Below are 18,528 nucleotides of genomic sequence, written 5' to 3'. Positions count from 1 at the left end.
CTACAGCTTCTGGGCGGCGGCGATGCCCAGTGCCACGATCAGCGTGACCACGATGAACACGATCAGGCGCTGGCGCATCAGCTTCGGGTCCGGCCGTGAGGGGCGCCGTCCCGTCCCCGTCGTCCTGGGCGCCGGGCGGCCGCCCGTGCGTCCCGCGGTCGGCCGGGAGGACGGGCCCCCGGGGTTGCGCGGGTTGCGCGGGTTGCGCGAGGAGGAGGGACGCGAGTGCGGGCCGCCGGGCGCGCCGCCCTGCGCCGCCCGGGGCGCGCTGCCGCCCGTACGGCGCTCCGTACGCTCCGCGTGGTCCACGGCCCCCTCGGGCAGCCGTCCCGTCGGCCGCTCCGTCCGCGCCCGCTGCGCCGGCGGGCGGCCGTCCGACAGCCCCTGCGCCTCGCGGGCCGCGATCTCCTTGAGCCGCATCGACAGCTGGAGTGTGCTGGGCCGCTCTTCGGGGTCCTTGGCCAGGCAGGCCTGTACCAAGGGCGCCAGTGCGTCCGGGACGCCCTGCAGGTGCGGTTCCTCGTGCACGACGCGGTACAGCATGACCTCGGAACTGCCGTGCCCGAAGGGCGAGTCGGCGGTCGCCGCGTAGGCGAGGGTGGCGCCGAGCGCGAAGACGTCGGTGGCCGGCGTGACGGCGGCGCCCCGGACCTGCTCGGGTGCGAGGAAGCCGGGGGAGCCGACGGCCGTACCCACATGGGTGAGGGTGCTCGCCCCGGTCGCCCAGGCGATGCCGAAGTCGATGATCCGCGGGCCCTTGGGGGACAGCAGGATGTTGGAGGGCTTCAGGTCCCGGTGGACGACACCCGCCTCGTGGACGGCGACCAGCCCCTCGGAGAGCGCGGCGCCGACGGCGGCGATCTGAGCGGCCGTCAGGGGGCCCTCCTCGGCGACCTTGTCGTGGAGCGAGGGGCCGGGCACGTACTGGGTGGCGAACCACGGCCGCTCGGCCTCCAGGTCCGCGGCGACCAGGCGCGCCGTGCACCCGCCCCGGATCCGCCGGGCGGCGGACACCTCGCGGGCGAACCGCGAGCGGAACTCCTGGTCCTCGGCGAGGTCCGGCCGGATGACCTTGAGGGCGACCCGCTGCCCGCGCCGGTCCGAGCCCAGGTAGACCACGCCCATGCCGCCGGCCCCGAGCCGCCGGTGCAGTCTGAACGAGCCGACGACACGCGGGTCCTCGCGCCGGAGCCGCATCATCGCCATGTCCACCCCGCTGACGGTCGTCCTGTTGACCTGGCACAGCTTACGGACCATCCGGCATGCGTGCTCAGAGGCCGCGCCCTCGTCGGGAGATTCGATCGTCAGTGCGGCACAGCACACTTGAGGGAGTCTCAGGCATCCGGAGCCGCAGCCCGGCCGGAGCCGGCAGCGTGCTCAAACGGCCCTTCGGGCAAGGGGATTGGCGTACGGGGGCAGGCCGGTGCGCACCGGAGCGCGCGCCGGAGCCGCCGCGACCCGAGTCGATCTTGCGGATGCCCGGTCGGCGGACACGCACGAACAGGGAGTGACGCAAGTGAGGGAAGTCACTACCCTCCGGTCATCCCCTCGGGGAAGACCCCGACGCAAGGGGGACGCTCTCCACCCAGGGGAGTACGCGGCGTGTTCGCCGTCATCCTCCTGGAGGCCCGGGAATGGGTACGAGGGCATGAGGCCGGCGGCCGTCCGCCCGCCTAGTGTTGAAGTCAAGCGGCGGGTGGTGCACTCGTCCCCCGAGGTCAAAAGCCCGCCGCTGCCAGACGACAGGGAGAGGGCCATGGCGGGCATCGCACGGCAGGGACGCAAGGCATTCGCGTTCAACAGCCATGAGTCCGGCACCCGCCACCCACTGGTGGCCGCGGCCATGGTGCTCCCCCTGGCCGCACTGCTGCTCTTCCTCTTCGGAGGATTCGATCAGCTGGCGGCGCAGGCGTCGTCCGTGGGCATGATGCCGGGGCGCTGAGCGGCGCCCCGGGCCCGGGAGAGCGGCCCGGGCCGGGACATCGGCCTGTCGTACCCCGTGGGGACGGGGGCGCGACGGACGGCAGATGAAGGGTGCTGCCCGTACGACTGGGGAGTCGTACGGGCACCACCCTTTTTTGACGCCCGCGCACCCGTGTGGAGGAACGCGAAAGCCCCGGCCGTCGAAACGGCCGGGGCTCTGTCGGTGGTGCGCGATACTGGGATTGAACCAGTGACCTCTTCCGTGTCAGGGAAGCGCTCTCCCGCTGAGCTAATCGCGCGGGACCGCGGTGCGAAACCGCAGGTGGTGCTCGATGGTGCCTGTACTGCGTGCGCGATACTGGGATTGAACCAGTGACCTCTTCCGTGTCAGGGAAGCGCTCTCCCGCTGAGCTAATCGCGCGGGGACCCTTGCGGATCAGTGGACGATACTGGGATTGAACCAGTGACCTCTTCCGTGTCAGGGAAGCGCTCTCCCGCTGAGCTAATCGTCCTTGGAGGTGGAGACGGGATTTGAACCCGTGTAGACGGCTTTGCAGGCCGTTGCCTCGCCTCTCGGCCACTCCACCATGGAGCTGCAGGGGTTCTCGGGAAGATCCCCCACTTCGAGCGGACGACGAGACTCGAACTCGCGACATCCACCTTGGCAAGGTGGTGCTCTACCAACTGAGCTACGTCCGCAGGTCACCTTGTTCGCTCCGGGGTTTCCCCCTTCGCTCCCCGGCGACGTGTTGAACTCTAGCGGATTCCCGGTCCAGCTCAAAAACGCGTTTCCGCAGCGTGCTGCCGCTCGATCACCACAGGTCACCCGGCGGTCACCGCACCGGCGCCGTCGCGTCGCCGGTCATAGACTCGCAGCCGTGCACGACCTGCCCCCCATGGCCCGCTTCGCCGGCCTCCTCGCGACCGACCTGCGGGATGTCACCAGTGACCCCGCCGCCCTCGACTCCACCGGCTTCTGGGCGGTGGCCGCCGACTTCGAAGGGCGCCTCGTCTGCGCGCGTTTCGGGGACGTGCGCCCCGACCCCGTACCGGCGCCCGTGCCCGGTGCCTGGCGCGGCCCCGACGCCGACCGGTGGACCTCCTCCCTCGACCGCGCCGCGTACGTCGCCGGCGTACGCCGCATCCGCGAGCACATCGCGGCCGGCGAGGTCTACCAGGCCAACCTCTGCCGGGTGATGTCCGCGCCGCTGCCCGACCCGGACCGCGCCGATGTCGACGCCCTCACCTCGCTCCTCGCCCGCGGCAACCCCGCACCCTTCGCAGGAACGATTCGCCTCGCCGCGTACGGCGTGGAGATCGCCACCGCCTCACCCGAGCTCTTCCTGCGCCGCGACGGCCGCCGGGTCGAGTCCGGGCCCATCAAGGGCACCGGCCGCACCGCCGACGACCTCCTCCCCAAGGACCACGCCGAGAACGTGATGATCGTGGACCTCGTACGCAACGACCTCGGCCGGGTCTGCGCCACGGGCTCCGTGGCCGTTCCCGAGCTGTGCGCTGTCGAGGAGCACCCCGGCCTCGTACACCTCGTCTCCACCGTGAGCGGCGAACTGGCCGACGGCGCCGGCTGGCCCGAACTCCTCGACGCGACCTTCCCGCCCGGCTCCGTCACCGGCGCGCCCAAGTCGTCCGCCCTGCGGATCATCGAGGCCCTGGAGACCGCACCGCGCGGCCCCTACTGCGGAGGCATCGGCTGGGTCGACGCGGACCGCGGCGCCGGCGAGCTCGCGGTCGGCATCCGGACCTTCTGGATCGACCGGTCGGCCCCCGGCGGCCCCCGCCTGCTCTTCGGCACCGGGGCCGGCATCACCTGGGGGTCCGACCCCGACCGCGAGTGGGCGGAGACCGAGCTCAAGGCCGCACGCCTGCTGCGGGTCGCGGCGGGCCGGGAGGCCGGCGCGACCCGGGAGGCGAACGGCACCACCGGAAGGACAGCACCATGAGAATCTGGCTCGACGGAGCCCTGAGGAACGTCGACAGCGCGACGGTTTCCGTCCTCGACCACGGGCTCACCGTGGGCGACGGCGTCTTCGAGACGCTCAAGGCCGTCCGCGGCCGGCCCTTCGCGCTCACCCGCCACCTCGAACGGCTGACCCGCTCGGCCCGGGGCCTGGGCCTGCCCGATCCCGACCTCGACGAGGTGCGCCGCGCCTGCGCCGCCGTGCTGGAGGCCGAACCGGTCGAGCACGGGCGGCTGCGCCTCACCTACACCGGCGGTGTCGCCCCGCTCGGCTCCGACCGGGGCGACGCCGAGACCACCCTGATCGCCGCCGTCGCCGCGTCCCCGCGCCGCCCCGAGACCACCTCTGTCGTCACCGTGCCCTGGGTCCGCAACGAGCGCTCCGCCGTCGCCGGCCTGAAGACCACCTCGTACGCGGAGAACGTGGTCGCGCTCGCCGCCGCGCACCGGGCCGGGGCCTCCGAGGCGCTGCTGGCCAACACCGTCGGACGGCTGTGCGAGGGCACCGGCTCCAACGTGTTCGTCGTGCTCGACGGGGAACTGCACACCCCGCCCCTGGAATCCGGCTGCCTCGCCGGGATCACCCGGGCCCTCATCGTCGACTGGACCGGTGCCAAGGAGACCGACCTGCCCTTCGAGGTGCTCGCGCAGGCCGAGGAGGTCTTCGTGACCTCCTCGCTGCGCGACGCCCAGGCGGTCGTCCGCCTCGACGGCCGCGAACTCGGGAGCGGAGCCGGGCCCGGGCCCGGGCCCGTCACGGCCGAGGTCATGCGGATCTTCGAGGCGAAAGCCGGCGCGGACCTCGATCCGTGAACCCCGATCCGTGAACACCGGTCCGTGAAGACCGGTCCGTGAAGACCGGTCCGTGAAGACCGGTCCGTGAAGACCGGGCTGTGAAGACCGGTACGCGCACAGCCGGTCCGCACGCACCGGTGACGTGGAGCCGCTGGGCAGGTAGAACTCCAAGTGATGACCACCACCCTGCGGCCCGCGCAGCCGCTCCAGCGAAACAGTGACGGCACCCGGCGGCAGACCTACGAGGTCCGGGTCAACAGTCGGCGGGTCGGCACGCTCGAACTGGCCACCCGGTCCGCCGCCCAGCCCTCCATCGGCGTGATCCGGGGGCTGTGGATCGACGAGGGCGACCGCCGGCGCGGGCGCGGCACGGTCGCCGCGCTCGCCGCCGAAGAGGTGCTGCGCTCCTGGCGCTGCACCGGTATCGCGGTGTCGGTACCCGCCGACGCCGGACCGGCGCTGCGGATGGCCGCGGCCCTGGGCTACCGGGAGACCGGCCGGATCATGGTCAAGGAACTGCCGGCGCAGCCGCCTGGCCTCCCGCCGGGCAGTGTCGGCCGGCCGATGACCCGGGCCGAGTTCGACGCCTGGCTGGAGCCGGGCATCGTCGAGTACGGCCGCCGGCTCGTCGCCCCCGGCATGACCGACGAGCAGGGCGTGGCCGCCTCCCGCGCCGAACACGCCAGGATGCTGCCCGACGGCCCGGACACCCCCGGGGCGGACTTCCTCCTGCTGGAGACCACGGAGGGGGAGACCCTGGGCACGGTGTGGACCGGGGAGTGCGAGCTGCCCGGCCTCGGCGCCGTTCCGTACGTGTACGACGTCAAGGTCGCACCCGAACACCGCGGGCGGGGCCACGGGCGGACCCTCATGCTCCTCGCCGAGCGGACCGTCCTGGCCGCCGGAGGCCGCCGGCTGGGCCTGCACGTGGTCGAGGGCAACACCCCGGCCCGGCGGCTTTACGAGTCGCTCGGGTACCGGGACATCGCGGTGAACGCCGCGAAGGAGCTGATCTAGGGCCTGTATCGAGTTGCCCCGCGGCGTAGCGGCGTGGCAACTCGATACAGACCCGAGTGCCGCGCCACGGATCAGGCGGCCAGGAGGCGGTCGACGATCTCCTCGATGCGGGCGCGCAGGCCCTCCTGGCTCTTGCCGCCGTCGAGGCGCTTGCCGTCGATCACGTACGTGGGGGTCCCGGTCACGCCGATCGCCTTGCCCTCGGCCTGGTCGGCGTCGACGATCAGGATGTGCCGTCCGTCGATCAGGGCGGTGTCGAACTCCTCGGCGTCCAGACCCAGGCCGCGGGCCACGTCCAGCAGCACGGGCTCGCCCTTCTCGGCCAGCTCCGCCGTATGGGCCAGCAGGGCCTCGGCGTAGGGCCAGCCCTGCCCCTGCTCGGCGGCCTCCTCGGCCGCCTGCGCGGCTGCGAAGGCGTGCTTGTTCTTCTCCAGGGGGAAGTGGCGCAGCCGGATGTCCAGCCGGTCACCGTAGCGGGCCCGCAGGGCGCGGACATCGTCCAGGGCGCGGTGGCAGTCCGGGCACTGCAGATCGCACCAGACGTCGAGGATCACGGAATCGGTCATGCGAACAGTCTCCCAGCCCCCGCCCGCCCCGCCGACCGGCACCTGCGCAGGACCCCCGACCGGCAGGACATCCCCTACTTTTCCCGGAGATCCGCTCGGGGGAGGCCCAGCGCCTGGCCGCGGCGGCGGCGGGCGGTGCACGATGGACGGACGGGGACAGATTCCCCGCCGCCGAGAGTCCGGAGGACCGCATGCTTGCCGAGACCATTTGCTCCGCGGTGTCCGCGGCGGGCCTGGGCATCGCCGCAGTGACCGCCTACCGCAGGCGGTTCCTGGCCGCGGCGCGGATCACCGCGTACGCGCTGGTGCCGGTCGGCCTCGTGATGACGGGTGTCGTGGAGTGGTTGACCGGCATCGTCTTCAACCCGACCGTCTGGATCGGATTCGGGCTGCTGGGGCTGGCCTGGCTGATCCTCGTCAGCACCCGCGCCGTGGAGCGGCGCAGCCTGGGCGGTGCCGGCAAGCCCGCGAAGAGCACGAAAGCCGGCCCGTCCCCGGAGACCGTCGCCCCGGCCGCCTCCAAGCCCTCCCTGGGTGCCGCCCCGCCCCAGGCTCCCGCGGACGACTTCTCCGACATCGAGGCCATCCTCAAGAAGCACGGCATCTGACCGACGGTCCCGGGCGCGAAGCACGCCGAGGGGGGCCGGGGGGCGCAGAGGGCGATGCGTCCACGAGATCGAGCGAACTGCCGCGCGAGTGTTGGCGTGTTGAAGGGTGCGGGGCGGTGCGCTGCGCCATCATCGCCCCGACATGTTCGAGACATCGCAGAGTGACCCCGCGGCGCCTGTCGCGGTACCCGCCGACCCTGTTGCCGACGAGCCGCGGGGCTGTCTGTTCGCGCTTTCCCAGCCGCCCCTGATGATCTTCCTAGCGGTGATCGGGATCCTGTTGCTGCTGGCCGCCGTGCACGATCTGTTCCTGCTCTGACGGTCCCGCGTCGGCCTCCTTGCGGCGGGCCCGGTACGCCGCCACGTGCAGCCGGTTCCCGCAGGTCCGGCTGTCGCAGTAGCGCCGGGAGCGGTTCCGCGAGAGGTCGACGAAGGCGCGTCGGCAGTCGGGGGCCTCGCAGCGGCGCAGCCGCTCCTCTTCCCCGGAGACCACGATGAAGGCCAGTGCCATGCCGCCGTCGGCCGCGAGGTGGTCGCCCACCGAGGCGCCCGGGGCGAAGTAGTGCACGTGCCAGTCGTAGCCGTCGTGGTCGGTCAGCTGCGGGGTGGTGCCCGCGGTCGCCACGAGCTCGTTGATCAGCACGGACGCTGCGCGGGCGGTCGGCGCCGCGAAGACCTGGGCGAACTTCGAGCGCACGGTCCGCACCCCCGCCAGATCGCGGGCCCCGAGCTCGCCGACGTCGCTGATCGAGTACTCCTGGACGAAGTCGCGCAGAGCGCCGATGTCCGAGAGCCCGTCGGGCTGGTCCGGTTCGGCCGCGGTGTTCACCAGCGCGACGACGACGTCGAGCGCGCGACGGGTGTCGTGTGGGATCTGCACGGTGTCTCCCTCGGGGGCCGGGCCTGCGGCGACGGGCGCGCCGCTGATGCCGCCCGACAATAGCCGGTCCCCGTGCAGCACACAGGCGCCGTCCTCGCGGGTGGCTTCCGCGGGAACAGCGCCGGGCGCAGGCGTATGTGGTTGTCCGCTCCGCACCGTCGCCCCGAGTCGGACGGTGCCGAGCGGCTGTGAGCCTGGTTCAGCTTTCGGCCAGGATGTGGGAGAGCTCCTTGTCGAGGTCGAAGTGCCGGTGTTCGGTCCCGGGTGGGACCGCGGCGTCCGTCCGCTTGAGGAACGACTCCAGGGCTCGGGCGGGTGCTTCGAGAAGCGCTTCTCCCTCCGGTGAGCTCAGGGCGATGCAGACGACGCCCTGACCGTGACTGCGGGAGGGCCAGACGCGGACGTCGCCGGTACCGGTGGGCCGGTGCAGGCCCTCCGCGAGGAGGTCGCGGGCGAACACCCATTCGACCGTCTCCTCGGCGCCGGTGTGGAAGGTGGCGTGCACGGCGTAGGGGTCGGCCGTGTCATACCGCAGGCCCGCGGGAACAGGCAGTGAGGACTCGCTCGACACAACGAGGCGCAGGTGCAGCTCGCAGCTGACCGTGGTGTTCATAAGCGCCAGGGCCTTTCGCTCAGTGTGCGCTCGGGGATTCGCACGTCGGCGAAATCGACATGCCACCTACGGTGGCGTTGTAAACCCCTCTGACCGTTTTGCGGACCTCTGGGTCCCTCGGACGGCGGATCCAAACCACCGTTCCCGTGTGCTTCGCGCTCAGGTAGATTCGACCTATGCATACGGGGAGTGACCGCGGAACGAACGAGTCCGCTACCGGCGCCGCCGCCGCGGAATCCACCAAGGAATCCGCCACGGGGACCACCGCACACCAGGCCGACGCGCACACCACGGCCGAAGCGCAGACCACGGATCACGCGCACGCCACGGACGAAGCGCTGCACGTCTCGAAGGCGCCCGCCTTCATCAAGGCCCGCAGGACCCTGCACCTCAGCTGGCAGGTCGGTGTCTTCGTCGTCGGGCTCGCGGTGATCGCCGCCGGCGTGGCCATGCTCGTCCTGCCCGGCCCCGGCTGGGTCGCGATCTTCGCGGGGCTGGCGATCTGGGCCACCGAGTTCGCCTGGGCCCACCTCGTGCTGCGCTGGACCAAGCGCAAGGTCACCGAGGCCGCCCAGAAGGCGCTCGACCCGAAGGTGCGCCGCCGCAACATCATCCTGACCACCACGGGCCTCGTCATCGCGGGCGCCCTGATCGGCTTCTACCTGTGGAAGTACGGGCTCGTCCTGCCCTGGGACCTCACGGACCAGTGATGGTCAAAGAGCACCGCTGACATGGGGTAATGTTTGCGGTGCGTCCGGGCGATTAGCTCAGTGGGAGAGCACTTCGTTCACACCGAAGGGGTCACTGGTTCGAACCCAGTATCGCCCACCCGGACCTGAGGCCCGGAGACTTCACCGTCTCCGGGTCTCTGGCGTTCCCGCCCTACCGCAGCCGCCCTACCGCAGCCGCCCGATCGCGGCCCGCAGCCTGCGGGCGTCACGCAGCCGCTTCTCGTACGTGGCCCCCACCGCCAGCAGCAGCACGCCCGCCAGGGCCGGCGGCACCCAGCGCGGCAGCGCCCCCGCGACCTGCACCACGTACGGGGCCAGCTCGTGCACCGCCACCGCCGCCAGCACCGCGCCGCCCAGCAGGAGCGGGGCCTGCAGCCGCCACCGGGCGCCCGACAGGGTCACCGCCAGCGCGGCCGCCCCCAGCACCAGCGGGCGCACCCAGTCCGTGTCGACCCAGGCCGCCGACAGGCTCGGCAGCAGTGTCGCCGCCAGTCCCGGTCCGTACGCCGTCCAGGACGAGGCCTGCGCGTCCCGGCGCCGCCGCATGAAGCCCACCGCGAGGGCGGGCACGGTGACCGGCAGCGTGTAGGCCTCCGGCGCCGTCACACCGGCATCCGCCAGCCGCACCCACGTCGCCGCCACGAACAGCGCACCCGCCGCCCAGCCCAGCACCCGCCGCTCCGGCCGCACCGCGGCCCCCGCGCAGACCACCCCGGACAGCGCCAGGGCCAGCGCCAGCGTCCCGGGCCGTCCCGCGGACAGGGCCAGGGCCAGGGCGCCCGACACGGCCGCCGCGATCTCGGCAGGCAGCCGTACGGCGCCCAGCCCCGGGCCGAGTGCCGCCACCAGCGCCGGGACCGCGAGGACCGGCAGCGCCCACCAGACCACCGCCAGGTCCGTCAGCGCGGCCGCCGCCACCAGCAGCCCCGTCGCGTAACCGACCGCGCACACGGCCGCCCCCGACCGCACCCACCGCGCGGCGGGCCCGTACGCCGCTCCCGCCGCACAGCCCGCGCCCAGCAGCCCCCAGACCGCGAAGGTCGCCGCGCGGCCGTCCAGCGCGCTCAGGGACACGTTCAAGGCCCCTGCCAGCGCACACCCGGCCGCGGCGATCCCGGCCCCCCGCCCCGAGGAGCGCAGGGCCAGGACCCCCGCCGCGCCCGTCACCGCGAGCTGGGCCGCGAACACCGCCGCCACCGGGAACCCCAGCAGCAGCGGCGCGGAGAACAGGCCCGACCAGCCCAGCACCACCGCCAGCACCCCCGGCTCCGGCCGCGACGACACCCGCGACAGCCACCAGGCCGCCCCCGCCGCCAGCAGCAGCGCGACCGCTGCCGCCGCCCCCGGCCCGTACGGATCCGCCGCCGGGGTGGTCGCCGCCCACACCTCCTCCAGCACCCGCAGCCGGGCCACCAGCACCGGTGCCACCGCCGCGCCGGCCGCCAGCGAGCCGAGCGCGCCGACCACCACCCCGGCCCCGACCGCCCCCCGCCGCACCGCCCCCGGCAGCGAGGGCACCCGTACCGCCGCCAGCAGCGGCAGACCCACCAGCAGGTGCGCCACCACCGCCCAGCCCGGAGCGAGCTCCGGCCGGGCCACGCCGGCCACGGCCGCCACCGCCGCCACGCCGCCCACCAGAGCGGCACCCCAGGCCCGCGGCTCCCGCCAGGCGGCCGCCGCCCCCAGGGCCGCGCCCGCCAGCAGCAGCGCCGCCGGGGCCAGGGCCTGCGCCGCCGACCCCGCCGACCACGACTGCACCGCCCCGACGAACAGCGCCGCCGAACCCAGCAGCGCCGCCGGGACCGCCGCCGCCCGGACCCGCAGCGCCAGCGCCGCGTCCAGCGCCGCCGTCACCAGCAGCGCCCAGCCGAGCCCCAGCGGGCCCGCCTGCCAGGCCGCCGCGGCCAGCGGCAGCGGCAGCTGCGCCGCGACCACCGCCGCCGGCAGCGGGATCCGCAGCGTGCGCAGCGCCGACCCGTAACCGGCCCACACCGCCGCCAGCACCGCGGCCGCGCCGGCCGTGTACCCGGTGCCGTCCGCGTCCGGCATGCCGACCGCGTACAGCGCGTACGCGTCCAGCACCGTCAGCAGCAGCCCCACGGCGGCCACCGACTCCGCCGTCGACCGCAGCCCGCGGCGCAGCAGCACCGCGGGGGCGGCCAGCGCCGCCACCGTCACCGCGGCCAGCACCGCCGAGCGCCCGGCGATCCCCATGGATCCCCAGCTGACCAGAGTGAACGCCAGCGCGGCCACGGCCAGCAGCACCGCGCCCAGGGTGAGCAGCACGTTCTGCGCGCTGGGGGCCGAAGCCTCCTTCGCCGGCCCGGCGGACCAGGCCGGCGCAGCCGGCGAACCGGACGAAGCCGGTGAACCGGACGAGGCGGGCCCCCAGTGGACCGGCGCCGCACCCGACTGCCGGAGCAGACGCAGCAGCCAGTCCCGGCGGGCCAGCAAATACAGGCGCCGGGCATCGAGTTGGGCCAGCTCACGGTCGATGAGCGCCAGCTCTTCGGCCGGCGGCAGAGGGGAGTTCATATGCGGAGTGTGGCGCCCGCCACCGGTCAGGACATGGGCGGGGGTACTCAAGTACGTACTGAGTACCCCCGGGCGGGGCCCGGCCGGGGAAGCGGTTTGAACCAGCCCCGAGGCTTCTGTATTGTTCAGTGCGTTCCCGGGCGATTAGCTCAGCGGGAGAGCACTTCGTTCACACCGAAGGGGTCACTGGTTCGATCCCAGTATCGCCCACCGGGTCAGGCCGGTCCGTCGACGACGGACCGGCCTTCCGCATGTCCGGACCCCTGCCCCCCCTACGCGGCCGCCGACAGGTCCGGCCGCAGCGGCCAGTGCGGGTCCACCGCCTCCGGCGTCCCCTGCCGCGCGAACCACGCCTGCAGCCCGCGCGCCTGCGCCGCGTGCCAGACCGCCTGCAGCGTGTGCAGTTCGGCCGGCGTCAGCCGCTCCAGCCGCGGGGCGAACCGGCGGCCCACCGCCCGGACGAGCTCCAGCGAGGCCATCGCGTCCGCCGCCGCGTCGTGGGCGCCCTCCAGCTCGATCCCGTAGTGCGCGCACAGGTCCGTCAGCGTCCGGCGGCCCTTGCGGTACCGGTCCAGGTGCTTGTCCAGCACCCGCGGGTCCAGCACCGTCAGCGGCCGGTTGTCCAGGTACCGCGACAGCGACGACGCCCGGTGCCGGCGCAACTCCCGGTCCAGCAGCGTCAGGTCGAACGGCGCGTTCATCACCACCACCGGCCGGCCCGCCACCTGCTGCTCCCCGAGCGCGCGGGCTATCTCCTCCACTACGGGCGCCGGCCAGCGCCCGTGGCGCTGAAGGTGCTCGTCGGTGAGCCCGTGCACTTCCGTCGCGCCCGCGGGCACCGGAACGCCGGGATTGACCAGCCAGCGCGTCGTGCGGACCCGGCCGCCCGCGCACTCCTGCACGATGAGCGCGGCGGACACGATCCGGTCCTGTTCCACGTCCACCCCGGTGGTCTCCGTGTCGAATGCGGCCAGCGGGCCCTCATACCAGCGGTTCATGGCGAACTCCTCGTCCCCGGTCGGCAGTTGGGGTGCAGCCGGGCGCCGCCGCCTCGGAACGTGCCGCCCCTGCCCGAATCGGTGATACCCGGGCTGTTTGTTCCGTACGCCGTTTGCCGCGACCCGGGTGCGGAGACAACACCCATGGGGGACCGTACACATGACCGGTCGTCACCCACCCACCACCGAAAGCAGAGCCCGGAAGGCACGGGGAGCCGGCCATGGCGCTCGCACAGCCCGAACCGGGCGGGGTGCTGGCGGGGCAGATCGATCCGCGGACCGGTACCGGTACAGGTGCACCGGACGGGACGCGGGCCGTACCGCTGCGCGGCACACTCGCCACCACCGCCTGCATGGAGACCCTCCAAGTGGGATACCTGCACGCCGTCGCCGCCGCGGCCGGCTGCTCGCTGTCCCAGCCCTTCCCGGACAACGGCGTGGACTGGCACGTCAGTCACGGGGCCCCCGAGCACGTCGTCGACGACGAGGTCACCGTCAAGGTGCAGTTGAAGGCGACGTACCAGGTACCGCCCCGGCCGCCCGGCCCCACCTTCGCCTTCACCCTCGACAACGAGCACCTGGTGAAGCTGGCCCGCACCCCGGTCGCCGTCCACAAGATCCTCGTCGTGATGCTCGTCCCGCGGGAGCGCGAGGAGTGGCTCGCCGCCGGACACGACCGGCTCGACCTTCGCCACTGCTGCTACTGGACCAATCTCGCCGGACACCCCGTGACCGGCCGGCGCCGGACCACCGTACGGATACCGACCGCGCGGATCTTCGACGACCGGGCGCTGTGCGAGATCATGACCCGGGTCGGGTCGGGAGGGACACCCTGATGCACTGGCACCCGTCGAACCTCGAACCACTGCTGCCCCCGGACCACGGCCGCCCCGGGCACCTCCCGGACTTCCCGCACTCCGCCGCGCCCGATCCCGCGCAGGTCGACCCCGCCGTGCTCGGCGCGCTCCTGCACCGGCACGGCTGGCTGCGCCGGGGCGGGTCCGCCGGCCGGTACGGGCGCTGGACACCGCCCGGATACGACGGCACCAGCGTGCTCGTCCCCGAGAACCGGGCCTTCCCCGACTGCACCGACCTCCTGGAGGAGGCGTTGACCGCGCTCTCGCGCAGCACGCTCCCGTCCGCGCGGGAGGTCCTCTACGGGCTGAGCGTGCCCAGCGACGAGATCCGCTGGGAGCGGGAGGTCCCGCCCGGGGCCTACGGGCTGGAGGGCGAGGCCGCCTGGACCGCGCAGGAGCAGCTGCGCTCGGCCGCCCGGCAGTTGCTGCTCGCCGGGGCGCTCGCCGCGAGGGCGAGGGCCGGCTACTACGGCGCCCGCTACCGGGCCCAGGCCGAACGGGCCCTGGACACGGTCCTGGTGGGGCCGCAGCCGGGCGGGCGGCACTTGAGCGCGTACGTGCCGGTGGACGGCGGGCGGGGCATCGTGACGCGGCTGCACCACGCCCTCCACGCGGCCCGCGATGCTGCGGACTACCAGCGGGCCACCGGCGGCATGGAGGCCTTCGACGCCGCCGTGGGGGCGGGGGTCAGCCGAGAGCTCGCCGAGGCGCTGATCGCACTGGTGCGGGGCTCGGAGGGCGCCCGTGTCGGGCTGGCCTGGGCGCCGGCGGCGGGGGTACCGGCGGGTTGCGCGGCCCGGCCCGAGCCGGTGGAGTTCTCCCCGGGCGACCTGCCGGTCCTGCGGGAGGCGGCGGCCCGCTACACCCGCGACGAGCAGGCCGTACCGGTGCGCGTCGCGGGGGCGGTGGTCCGGATGCGGCGCTCGGCCCCGGGCGGCGGGGGCACGGTCCGGCTGCGGGTCCTGGCCGGGGCGGAGGTTTCGTACGTACGCGCCGCGCTCGACGAGGAGGCGTACCGGGTGGCGGGCCACGCGCACCTGGTGGGCCTGCCGATCCGGATCAGCGGCCGGCTGCAGCGCAGGGGCGGCTTCCGCAGGCTCACCGACGCCACGGACGTGAGCCCCGTCCCGCTCGACGAGGTCGAGCGGGACCGCCTCATGAAGTCGCTGGACGCGTCCTTCGACCCGGCGGACGTCCTGCCGTCGGACGACTGAAGGAGGCCATGGCCAAGCCCGGGACGGGGGAGAAGTCCGCGCCCCGGTCGAAGCCGAAGCCCTCGTAGAGGCGGACGGCGGGGGCGTTGGCGGCGCCCGTGGTGACGTGGACGGGACGGCCGGGGAAGAGCTCCGCCAGCGCGTGGCGCAGCAGCAGGGAGGCGACGCCGCGGCGGAAGAAGGCCGGGGCCACGCAGAGCCGGTCGATGCAGACGCCGCCGTCGGGCTCCTCCTCCCAGGCAAGGAACCCGGCCAGCTCCCCGCCCTCGGAGACGGCCCCGACCCAGCGCAGTGCCTGGGCGCGCATCTCGGCGAGGGTCTCACCGAGGGCGGGGATCCCGTCGAAGCCGATGATCTCCGCCTCGACGGCGTACGCGGCCCGGCCGATCCGGTGCACGGCGTCGGCGGTGGCATCGTCGGCCAGGTCCAGGGGACGGATCTGCGGGTTCGGCATGCGGGTCCCTCCGGGGGCTGGGGCAGCCCCTCACGCTACCGGTGCCCTTCCGGCGACGCGGCCGGATTTTCGCGCGGCGCGGGGCGGCTCCTGCGCGGGCCGCGAGGCCGGGGTTCGCCAGTGGGGCGCCGTGCCATCGGGAGGGGGTCCAGGCCGAGCCCGGGAGTAACCGTTTAGCGGCGCAGCCACTCCGCTCGGTACGATTCAGGCGCGCAGCGTTCGCTCGCGCACCCCCTGAGTCAGGAGAGACCGGTGTCAGACGTCCGTGTGATCATCCAACGCGATTCCGAGCGGGACGAGCGCGTGGTGGCCACGGGCACTACGGCGGCGGAGCTCTTCGCCGGCGAGCGCACCATCGTCGCCGCCCGCGTCGCGGGCGAGCTCAAGGACCTCAGCTACGAGGTGCGCGACGGCGAGACCGTCGAGCCGGTGGAGATCTCCTCCGAGGACGGCCTCAACATCCTGCGCCACTCCACCGCGCACGTCATGGCGCAGGCCGTGCAGGAGCTGTTCCCCGAGGCCAAGCTCGGCATCGGCCCGCCGGTCCGCGACGGCTTCTACTACGACTTCGACGTGGCCCGGCCCTTCACCCCGGAGGACCTCAAGGCCGTCGAGAAGAAGATGCAGGAGATCCAGAAGCGCGGCCAGCGCTTCTCCCGCCGCGTCGTCACCGACGAGGCGGCCCGCGAGGAGCTCGCGGACGAGCCGTACAAGCTGGAGCTCATCGGCATCAAGGGCTCCGCGTCCACCGACGACGGTGCGAACGTCGAGGTGGGCGGCGGCGAGCTGACCATCTACGACAACCTGGACGCCAAGACCGGCGAGCTGTGCTGGAAGGACCTCTGCCGCGGTCCCCACCTGCCCACCACCCGCAACATCCCGGCGTTCAAGCTCATGCGCAACGCGGCCGCCTACTGGCGCGGCAGCGAGAAGAACCCGATGCTCCAGCGCATCTACGGCACCGCGTGGCCGTCGAAGGAGGAGCTGAAGGCCCACCTCGACTTCCTCGCCGAGGCCGAGAAGCGCGACCACCGCAAGCTCGGCAACGAGCTCGACCTCTTCTCCGTCCCGGACGAGATCGGCTCCGGCCTCGCCGTCTTCCACCCGCGCGGCGGCATCATCCGCCGCACCATGGAGGACTACTCGCGCCGCCGGCACGAGGAGGAGGGCTACGAGTTCGTCTACTCGCCGCACGCCACCAAGGGCGCGCTCTTCGAGAAGAGCGGCCACCTGGACTGGTACGCGGAGGGCATGTACCCCCCCATGCAGCTCGACGGTGGTACCGACTACTACCTCAAGCCCATGAACTGCCCGATGCACAACCTGATCTTCGACGCGCGCGGCCGCTCCTACCGCGAACTGCCGCTGCGCCTCTTCGAGTTCGGCACCGTGTACCGGTACGAGAAGTCCGGCGTCGTGCACGGCCTGACCCGGGCCCGCGGCTTCACCCAGGACGACGCGCACATCTACTGCACCCGTGAGCAGATGGCCGACGAGCTCGACCGCACCCTCACCTTCGTGCTGAACCTGCTGCGCGACTACGGCCTGACCGACTTCTATCTGGAGCTGTCCACCAAGGACCCCGAGAAGTTCGTCGGCTCGGACGAGGTCTGGGAGGAGGCCACCGCGGTCCTCCAGCAGGTCGCCGAGAAGCAGGGCCTCCCGCTGACCCCCGACCCGGGCGGCGCGGCCTTCTACGGCCCGAAGATCTCCGTGCAGGCGCGCGACGCCATCGGCCGTACCTGGCAGATGTCGACCGTGCAGCTCGACTTCAACCTGCCGGAGCGCTTCAACCTGGAGTACACCGCCCCGGACGGCTCCCGCCAGCGCCCGGTCATGATCCACCGCGCGCTGTTCGGCTCGATCGAGCGGTTCTTCGCCGTGCTGCTGGAGCACTACGCGGGCGCCATGCCGCCGTGGCTGGCCCCGGTCCAGGCCGTCGGCATCCCGATCGGCGACGGGCACGTGGAGTACCTGCAGGAGTTCGCCGCCGAGGCGAAGAAGCAGGGCCTGCGCGTCGAGGTGGACGCCTCCTCCGACCGGATGCAGAAGAAGATCCGCAACCACCAGAAGCTCAAGGTGCCGTTCATGATCATCGTCGGTGACGAGGACATGGCAGCGGGCACGGTCTCCTTCCGCTACCGCGACGGTTCGCAGGAGAACGGCATCCCGAAGGACGAGGCGCTGGCCAAGCTGGCGAAGGTCGTCGCGGACCGCGTCCAGGTCTGATCCCCGACCAGGCCCCCGGAAAGTGATCACTTTCCGGGGGCCTTCCTCGTCCGCCCTGGCAAGGTCATATGCTGCATGGCATGACGACTGAGCCGGAGCAGCAGATCGGGGTGGGCACGCAGGACGCGTTCCAGCGTCTGTGGACGCCCCACCGGATGGCCTACATCCAAGGGGAGAACAAGCCGACCGGCCCGGAGGCCGGGGACGGCTGTCCCTTCTGCGGGATTCCGGAGATGTCGGACCAGGACGGCCTGGTGGTGGCGCGGGGCCGGCACGTCTACGCCGTGCTGAACCTCTACCCGTACAACGGCGGCCACCTGATGGTCGTCCCGTACCGTCACGTCGCCGACTACACCGAGCTCGACGCCCCGGAGACGGCCGAGCTGGCCGACCTGACGAAGCGCGCGATGGCGGCGCTCCGCAAGGCTTCGGGGGCGCACGGCTTCAACATCGGCATGAACCAGGGCGCGGCGGCCGGCGCCGGCATCGCCGCGCACCTGCACCAGCACATCGTGCCTCGCTGGGGCGGGGACACGAACTTCATGCCGGTGGTCGGGCACACCAAGGTGCTGCCCCAACTCCTGGCGGACACCCGCCAGATGCTCGCCGACGCCTGGCCCGTCGACTGATCAGTCGCTGTCCGGGTGTGACGCGCGCCAGGTGCCGAGCACCTCGTCGACGTCGAACTCGGTCAGACCCAGGGGCGGCCCCGGCGGCGGCATGCGCCGGGCCGCACGGATCTTCTCGTTGATCTCCGTGAGGACCGTCCTGGCCCGCTGCTCGGTCCGTGCCGCGAGGGCCGTCTCCAGGGCGTCCTCGGCCTCCTTGCGCAGCGCGAGCGCGGGGGGCAGGACGGCGAAGCCCTCGCGGTGCATCTTCTCCTTGACCCACCACAGGTCGTCGTAGGGCGCGTCGAGCGAGGCCAGCGGCTTGCCGAAGCCCGGCAGCTCCGCGAAGTCGCCGCGTGCGGTGGCCTGCCTGATCTGCCGGTCCACGAAGGACTCGAAGTCCACGCCAGGCGGTTTGCGCTCGGTCACGGTCGCCTCCTCGGGCCGTCTCCCCGCCCTTCCACCCTAGGGCCTGTATCGAGTTGCCCCGCGGCGTCGCGGCGTCCGGCACGCACTCCCGCC

18 protein-coding genes and 7 tRNA genes are annotated in these 18,528 nt (G+C 73.1%); 12 read left to right on the top strand and 13 right to left on the bottom strand.

All coding sequences use genetic code 11. The annotated features are described in order from the left end of the window. Positions 1-1,206 (bottom strand): serine/threonine-protein kinase, encoded by a 1,206-nt coding sequence (locus ACFWFZ_RS16015; protein WP_387122680.1) that lies wholly within the window; start codon positions 1,204-1,206, stop codon positions 1-3. A gap of 550 nt (positions 1,207-1,756) precedes the next feature. Here ACFWFZ_RS16015 and ACFWFZ_RS16010 point away from each other — a divergent pair. After that, a complete protein-coding gene (locus ACFWFZ_RS16010) occupies positions 1,757-1,942 on the top strand; it encodes a hypothetical protein (RefSeq protein ID WP_030032802.1) in 186 nt (61 codons plus the stop codon). Positions 1,943-2,147: 205 nt separating this feature from the next. Here ACFWFZ_RS16010 and ACFWFZ_RS16005 read toward each other — a convergent pair. The 5 genes from ACFWFZ_RS16005 to ACFWFZ_RS15985 all read right to left on the bottom strand — a co-directional run bounded on the left by ACFWFZ_RS16005 (position 2,148) and on the right by ACFWFZ_RS15985 (position 2,622). Beyond that, positions 2,148-2,222 (bottom strand) — tRNA-Val (locus ACFWFZ_RS16005). Between the two features lie 50 nt (positions 2,223-2,272). Next, positions 2,273-2,344 (bottom strand) — tRNA-Val (locus ACFWFZ_RS16000). 19 nt (positions 2,345-2,363) lie between these two features. Further along, positions 2,364-2,435: transfer RNA gene (locus ACFWFZ_RS15995), tRNA-Val, on the bottom strand. Between the two features lies 1 nt (position 2,436). After that, positions 2,437-2,510, bottom strand: a tRNA-Cys gene (locus ACFWFZ_RS15990). 39 nt (positions 2,511-2,549) lie between these two features. Continuing rightward, a tRNA-Gly gene (locus ACFWFZ_RS15985) sits at positions 2,550-2,622 on the bottom strand. 179 nt (positions 2,623-2,801) lie between these two features. On the opposite strand from ACFWFZ_RS15985, the gene ACFWFZ_RS15980 reads away from it, so the two are divergent. The 3 genes from ACFWFZ_RS15980 (at position 2,802) to ACFWFZ_RS15970 (ending at position 5,713) form a co-directional block, all read left to right on the top strand. Further along, on the top strand, positions 2,802-3,884 hold the full coding sequence (locus ACFWFZ_RS15980; protein ID WP_387122517.1) for a chorismate-binding protein: 1,083 nt from the start codon (positions 2,802-2,804) through the stop codon (positions 3,882-3,884). Continuing rightward, on the top strand, positions 3,881-4,714 hold the full coding sequence (locus tag ACFWFZ_RS15975) for an aminotransferase class IV (RefSeq protein WP_387122515.1): 834 nt from the start codon (positions 3,881-3,883) through the stop codon (positions 4,712-4,714). Before ACFWFZ_RS15980 ends, ACFWFZ_RS15975 begins: the two co-directional genes overlap by 4 nt. A gap of 156 nt (positions 4,715-4,870) precedes the next feature. Next, the gene (locus ACFWFZ_RS15970; protein WP_387122512.1) at positions 4,871-5,713 is read left to right on the top strand and encodes a GNAT family N-acetyltransferase; all 843 of its coding nucleotides are present in this window, start codon (positions 4,871-4,873) and stop codon (positions 5,711-5,713) included. Between the two features lie 71 nt (positions 5,714-5,784). Here ACFWFZ_RS15970 and ACFWFZ_RS15965 read toward each other — a convergent pair whose 3' ends face one another. Continuing rightward, the gene (locus ACFWFZ_RS15965) at positions 5,785-6,279 is read right to left on the bottom strand and encodes a DsbA family protein (protein WP_387122510.1); all 495 of its coding nucleotides are present in this window, start codon (positions 6,277-6,279) and stop codon (positions 5,785-5,787) included. A 191-nt stretch (positions 6,280-6,470) separates the two neighbouring features. On the opposite strand from ACFWFZ_RS15965, the gene ACFWFZ_RS15960 reads away from it, so the two are divergent. Continuing rightward, on the top strand, positions 6,471-6,887 hold the full coding sequence (locus tag ACFWFZ_RS15960) for a hypothetical protein (RefSeq protein ID WP_387122507.1): 417 nt from the start codon (positions 6,471-6,473) through the stop codon (positions 6,885-6,887). Positions 6,888-7,146: 259 nt separating this feature from the next. Here the strand turns inward: ACFWFZ_RS15960 and ACFWFZ_RS15955 are convergent, their stop codons facing one another. Beyond that, entirely contained in the window at positions 7,147-7,767 is a 621-nt protein-coding gene (locus tag ACFWFZ_RS15955) for a CGNR zinc finger domain-containing protein (protein ID WP_387122504.1), read from the bottom strand. Between the two features lie 199 nt (positions 7,768-7,966). Next, a complete protein-coding gene (locus ACFWFZ_RS15950; protein WP_030011909.1) occupies positions 7,967-8,380 on the bottom strand; it encodes an SsgA family sporulation/cell division regulator in 414 nt (137 codons plus the stop codon). A 176-nt stretch (positions 8,381-8,556) separates the two neighbouring features. Here ACFWFZ_RS15950 and ACFWFZ_RS15945 point away from each other — a divergent pair, with 176 nt between their 5' ends. Together ACFWFZ_RS15945 and ACFWFZ_RS15940 are read left to right on the top strand one after the other, a co-directional pair. After that, positions 8,557-9,090, top strand: coding sequence for a TIGR02611 family protein (locus ACFWFZ_RS15945; protein ID WP_387122501.1), 534 nt, complete (start codon positions 8,557-8,559; stop codon positions 9,088-9,090). Between the two features lie 46 nt (positions 9,091-9,136). Further along, positions 9,137-9,208: transfer RNA gene (locus ACFWFZ_RS15940), tRNA-Val, on the top strand. A gap of 68 nt (positions 9,209-9,276) precedes the next feature. Here the strand turns inward: ACFWFZ_RS15940 and ACFWFZ_RS15935 are convergent. Next, positions 9,277-11,646 carry an SCO7613 C-terminal domain-containing membrane protein gene (locus tag ACFWFZ_RS15935; protein WP_387122498.1) on the bottom strand — a complete coding sequence of 790 codons (2,370 nt, stop codon included), beginning with the start codon at positions 11,644-11,646 and terminating at the stop codon, positions 9,277-9,279. Between the two features lie 138 nt (positions 11,647-11,784). On the opposite strand from ACFWFZ_RS15935, the gene ACFWFZ_RS15930 reads away from it, so the two are divergent. Next, a tRNA-Val gene (locus tag ACFWFZ_RS15930) sits at positions 11,785-11,856 on the top strand. 62 nt (positions 11,857-11,918) lie between these two features. On the opposite strand, the gene ACFWFZ_RS15925 is transcribed toward ACFWFZ_RS15930, so the two are convergent. Further along, positions 11,919-12,644: a 3'-5' exonuclease gene (locus ACFWFZ_RS15925; protein WP_387122494.1), complete on the bottom strand. Its 726-nt coding sequence runs from the start codon at positions 12,642-12,644 to the stop codon at positions 11,919-11,921. A gap of 221 nt (positions 12,645-12,865) precedes the next feature. Between ACFWFZ_RS15925 and ACFWFZ_RS15920 the strand changes: the two genes are divergently transcribed. Beyond that, the gene (locus ACFWFZ_RS15920) at positions 12,866-13,480 is read left to right on the top strand and encodes a DUF4365 domain-containing protein (RefSeq protein ID WP_387122491.1); all 615 of its coding nucleotides are present in this window, start codon (positions 12,866-12,868) and stop codon (positions 13,478-13,480) included. Further along, the gene (locus tag ACFWFZ_RS15915) at positions 13,480-14,715 is read left to right on the top strand and encodes a hypothetical protein (protein ID WP_387122488.1); all 1,236 of its coding nucleotides are present in this window, start codon (positions 13,480-13,482) and stop codon (positions 14,713-14,715) included. Before ACFWFZ_RS15920 ends, ACFWFZ_RS15915 begins: the two co-directional genes overlap by 1 nt. Here ACFWFZ_RS15915 and ACFWFZ_RS15910 read toward each other — a convergent pair. Next, positions 14,657-15,169 (bottom strand): GNAT family N-acetyltransferase, encoded by a 513-nt coding sequence (locus ACFWFZ_RS15910; protein ID WP_387122485.1) that lies wholly within the window; start codon positions 15,167-15,169, stop codon positions 14,657-14,659. The two genes, ACFWFZ_RS15915 and ACFWFZ_RS15910, sit on opposite strands and share 59 nt — an antisense overlap. Before the next feature lie 252 nt (positions 15,170-15,421). Here ACFWFZ_RS15910 and thrS point away from each other — a divergent pair, with 252 nt between their 5' ends. Both thrS and ACFWFZ_RS15900 read left to right on the top strand, forming a co-directional pair. Next, entirely contained in the window at positions 15,422-17,398 is a 1,977-nt protein-coding gene (thrS, locus tag ACFWFZ_RS15905; protein ID WP_387122482.1) for a threonine--tRNA ligase, read from the top strand. A gap of 68 nt (positions 17,399-17,466) precedes the next feature. Beyond that, complete coding sequence (locus ACFWFZ_RS15900) at positions 17,467-18,027, top strand: HIT family protein (RefSeq protein WP_387122479.1); 561 nt, start codon at positions 17,467-17,469, stop codon at positions 18,025-18,027. On the opposite strand, the gene ACFWFZ_RS15895 is transcribed toward ACFWFZ_RS15900, so the two are convergent. After that, on the bottom strand, positions 18,028-18,435 hold the full coding sequence (locus tag ACFWFZ_RS15895; protein ID WP_387122476.1) for a DUF1992 domain-containing protein: 408 nt from the start codon (positions 18,433-18,435) through the stop codon (positions 18,028-18,030). Positions 18,436-18,528 lie beyond the last annotated feature (93 nt).

Origin of the sequence: Streptomyces sp. NPDC060232, assembly GCF_042726555.1 — a bacterium.
GTDB lineage: Bacteria > Actinomycetota > Actinomycetes > Streptomycetales > Streptomycetaceae > Streptomyces.
Note: the sequence above shows the minus strand (reverse complement) of the source record. Positions and strands in the feature narration are given on the sequence as shown.

What these genes read in the sequence shown, in the direction of transcription:
- ACFWFZ_RS15965 (WP_387122510.1), bottom strand. Translation starts at nt 6,279, where the DNA reads ATGACCGATTCCGTGATCCTCGACGTCTGGTGCGATCTGCAGTGCCCG.
- ACFWFZ_RS15970 (WP_387122512.1), top strand. Translation starts at nt 4,871, where the DNA reads ATGACCACCACCCTGCGGCCCGCGCAGCCGCTCCAGCGAAACAGTGAC.
- ACFWFZ_RS15925 (WP_387122494.1), bottom strand. Translation starts at nt 12,644, where the DNA reads ATGAACCGCTGGTATGAGGGCCCGCTGGCCGCATTCGACACGGAGACC.
- ACFWFZ_RS15975 (WP_387122515.1), top strand. Translation starts at nt 3,881, where the DNA reads ATGAGAATCTGGCTCGACGGAGCCCTGAGGAACGTCGACAGCGCGACG.
- ACFWFZ_RS15915 (WP_387122488.1), top strand. Translation starts at nt 13,480, where the DNA reads ATGCACTGGCACCCGTCGAACCTCGAACCACTGCTGCCCCCGGACCAC.
- ACFWFZ_RS15950 (WP_030011909.1), bottom strand. Translation starts at nt 8,380, where the DNA reads ATGAACACCACGGTCAGCTGCGAGCTGCACCTGCGCCTCGTTGTGTCG.
- ACFWFZ_RS15900 (WP_387122479.1), top strand. Translation starts at nt 17,467, where the DNA reads ATGCTGCATGGCATGACGACTGAGCCGGAGCAGCAGATCGGGGTGGGC.
- ACFWFZ_RS15920 (WP_387122491.1), top strand. Translation starts at nt 12,866, where the DNA reads ATGGCGCTCGCACAGCCCGAACCGGGCGGGGTGCTGGCGGGGCAGATC.
- ACFWFZ_RS16010 (WP_030032802.1), top strand. Translation starts at nt 1,757, where the DNA reads ATGGCGGGCATCGCACGGCAGGGACGCAAGGCATTCGCGTTCAACAGC.
- ACFWFZ_RS15935 (WP_387122498.1), bottom strand. Translation starts at nt 11,646, where the DNA reads ATGAACTCCCCTCTGCCGCCGGCCGAAGAGCTGGCGCTCATCGACCGT.
- ACFWFZ_RS15945 (WP_387122501.1), top strand. Translation starts at nt 8,557, where the DNA reads ATGCATACGGGGAGTGACCGCGGAACGAACGAGTCCGCTACCGGCGCC.
- ACFWFZ_RS15960 (WP_387122507.1), top strand. Translation starts at nt 6,471, where the DNA reads ATGCTTGCCGAGACCATTTGCTCCGCGGTGTCCGCGGCGGGCCTGGGC.
- ACFWFZ_RS15910 (WP_387122485.1), bottom strand. Translation starts at nt 15,169, where the DNA reads ATGCCGAACCCGCAGATCCGTCCCCTGGACCTGGCCGACGATGCCACC.
- ACFWFZ_RS16015 (WP_387122680.1), bottom strand. Translation starts at nt 1,206, where the DNA reads ATGGCGATGATGCGGCTCCGGCGCGAGGACCCGCGTGTCGTCGGCTCG.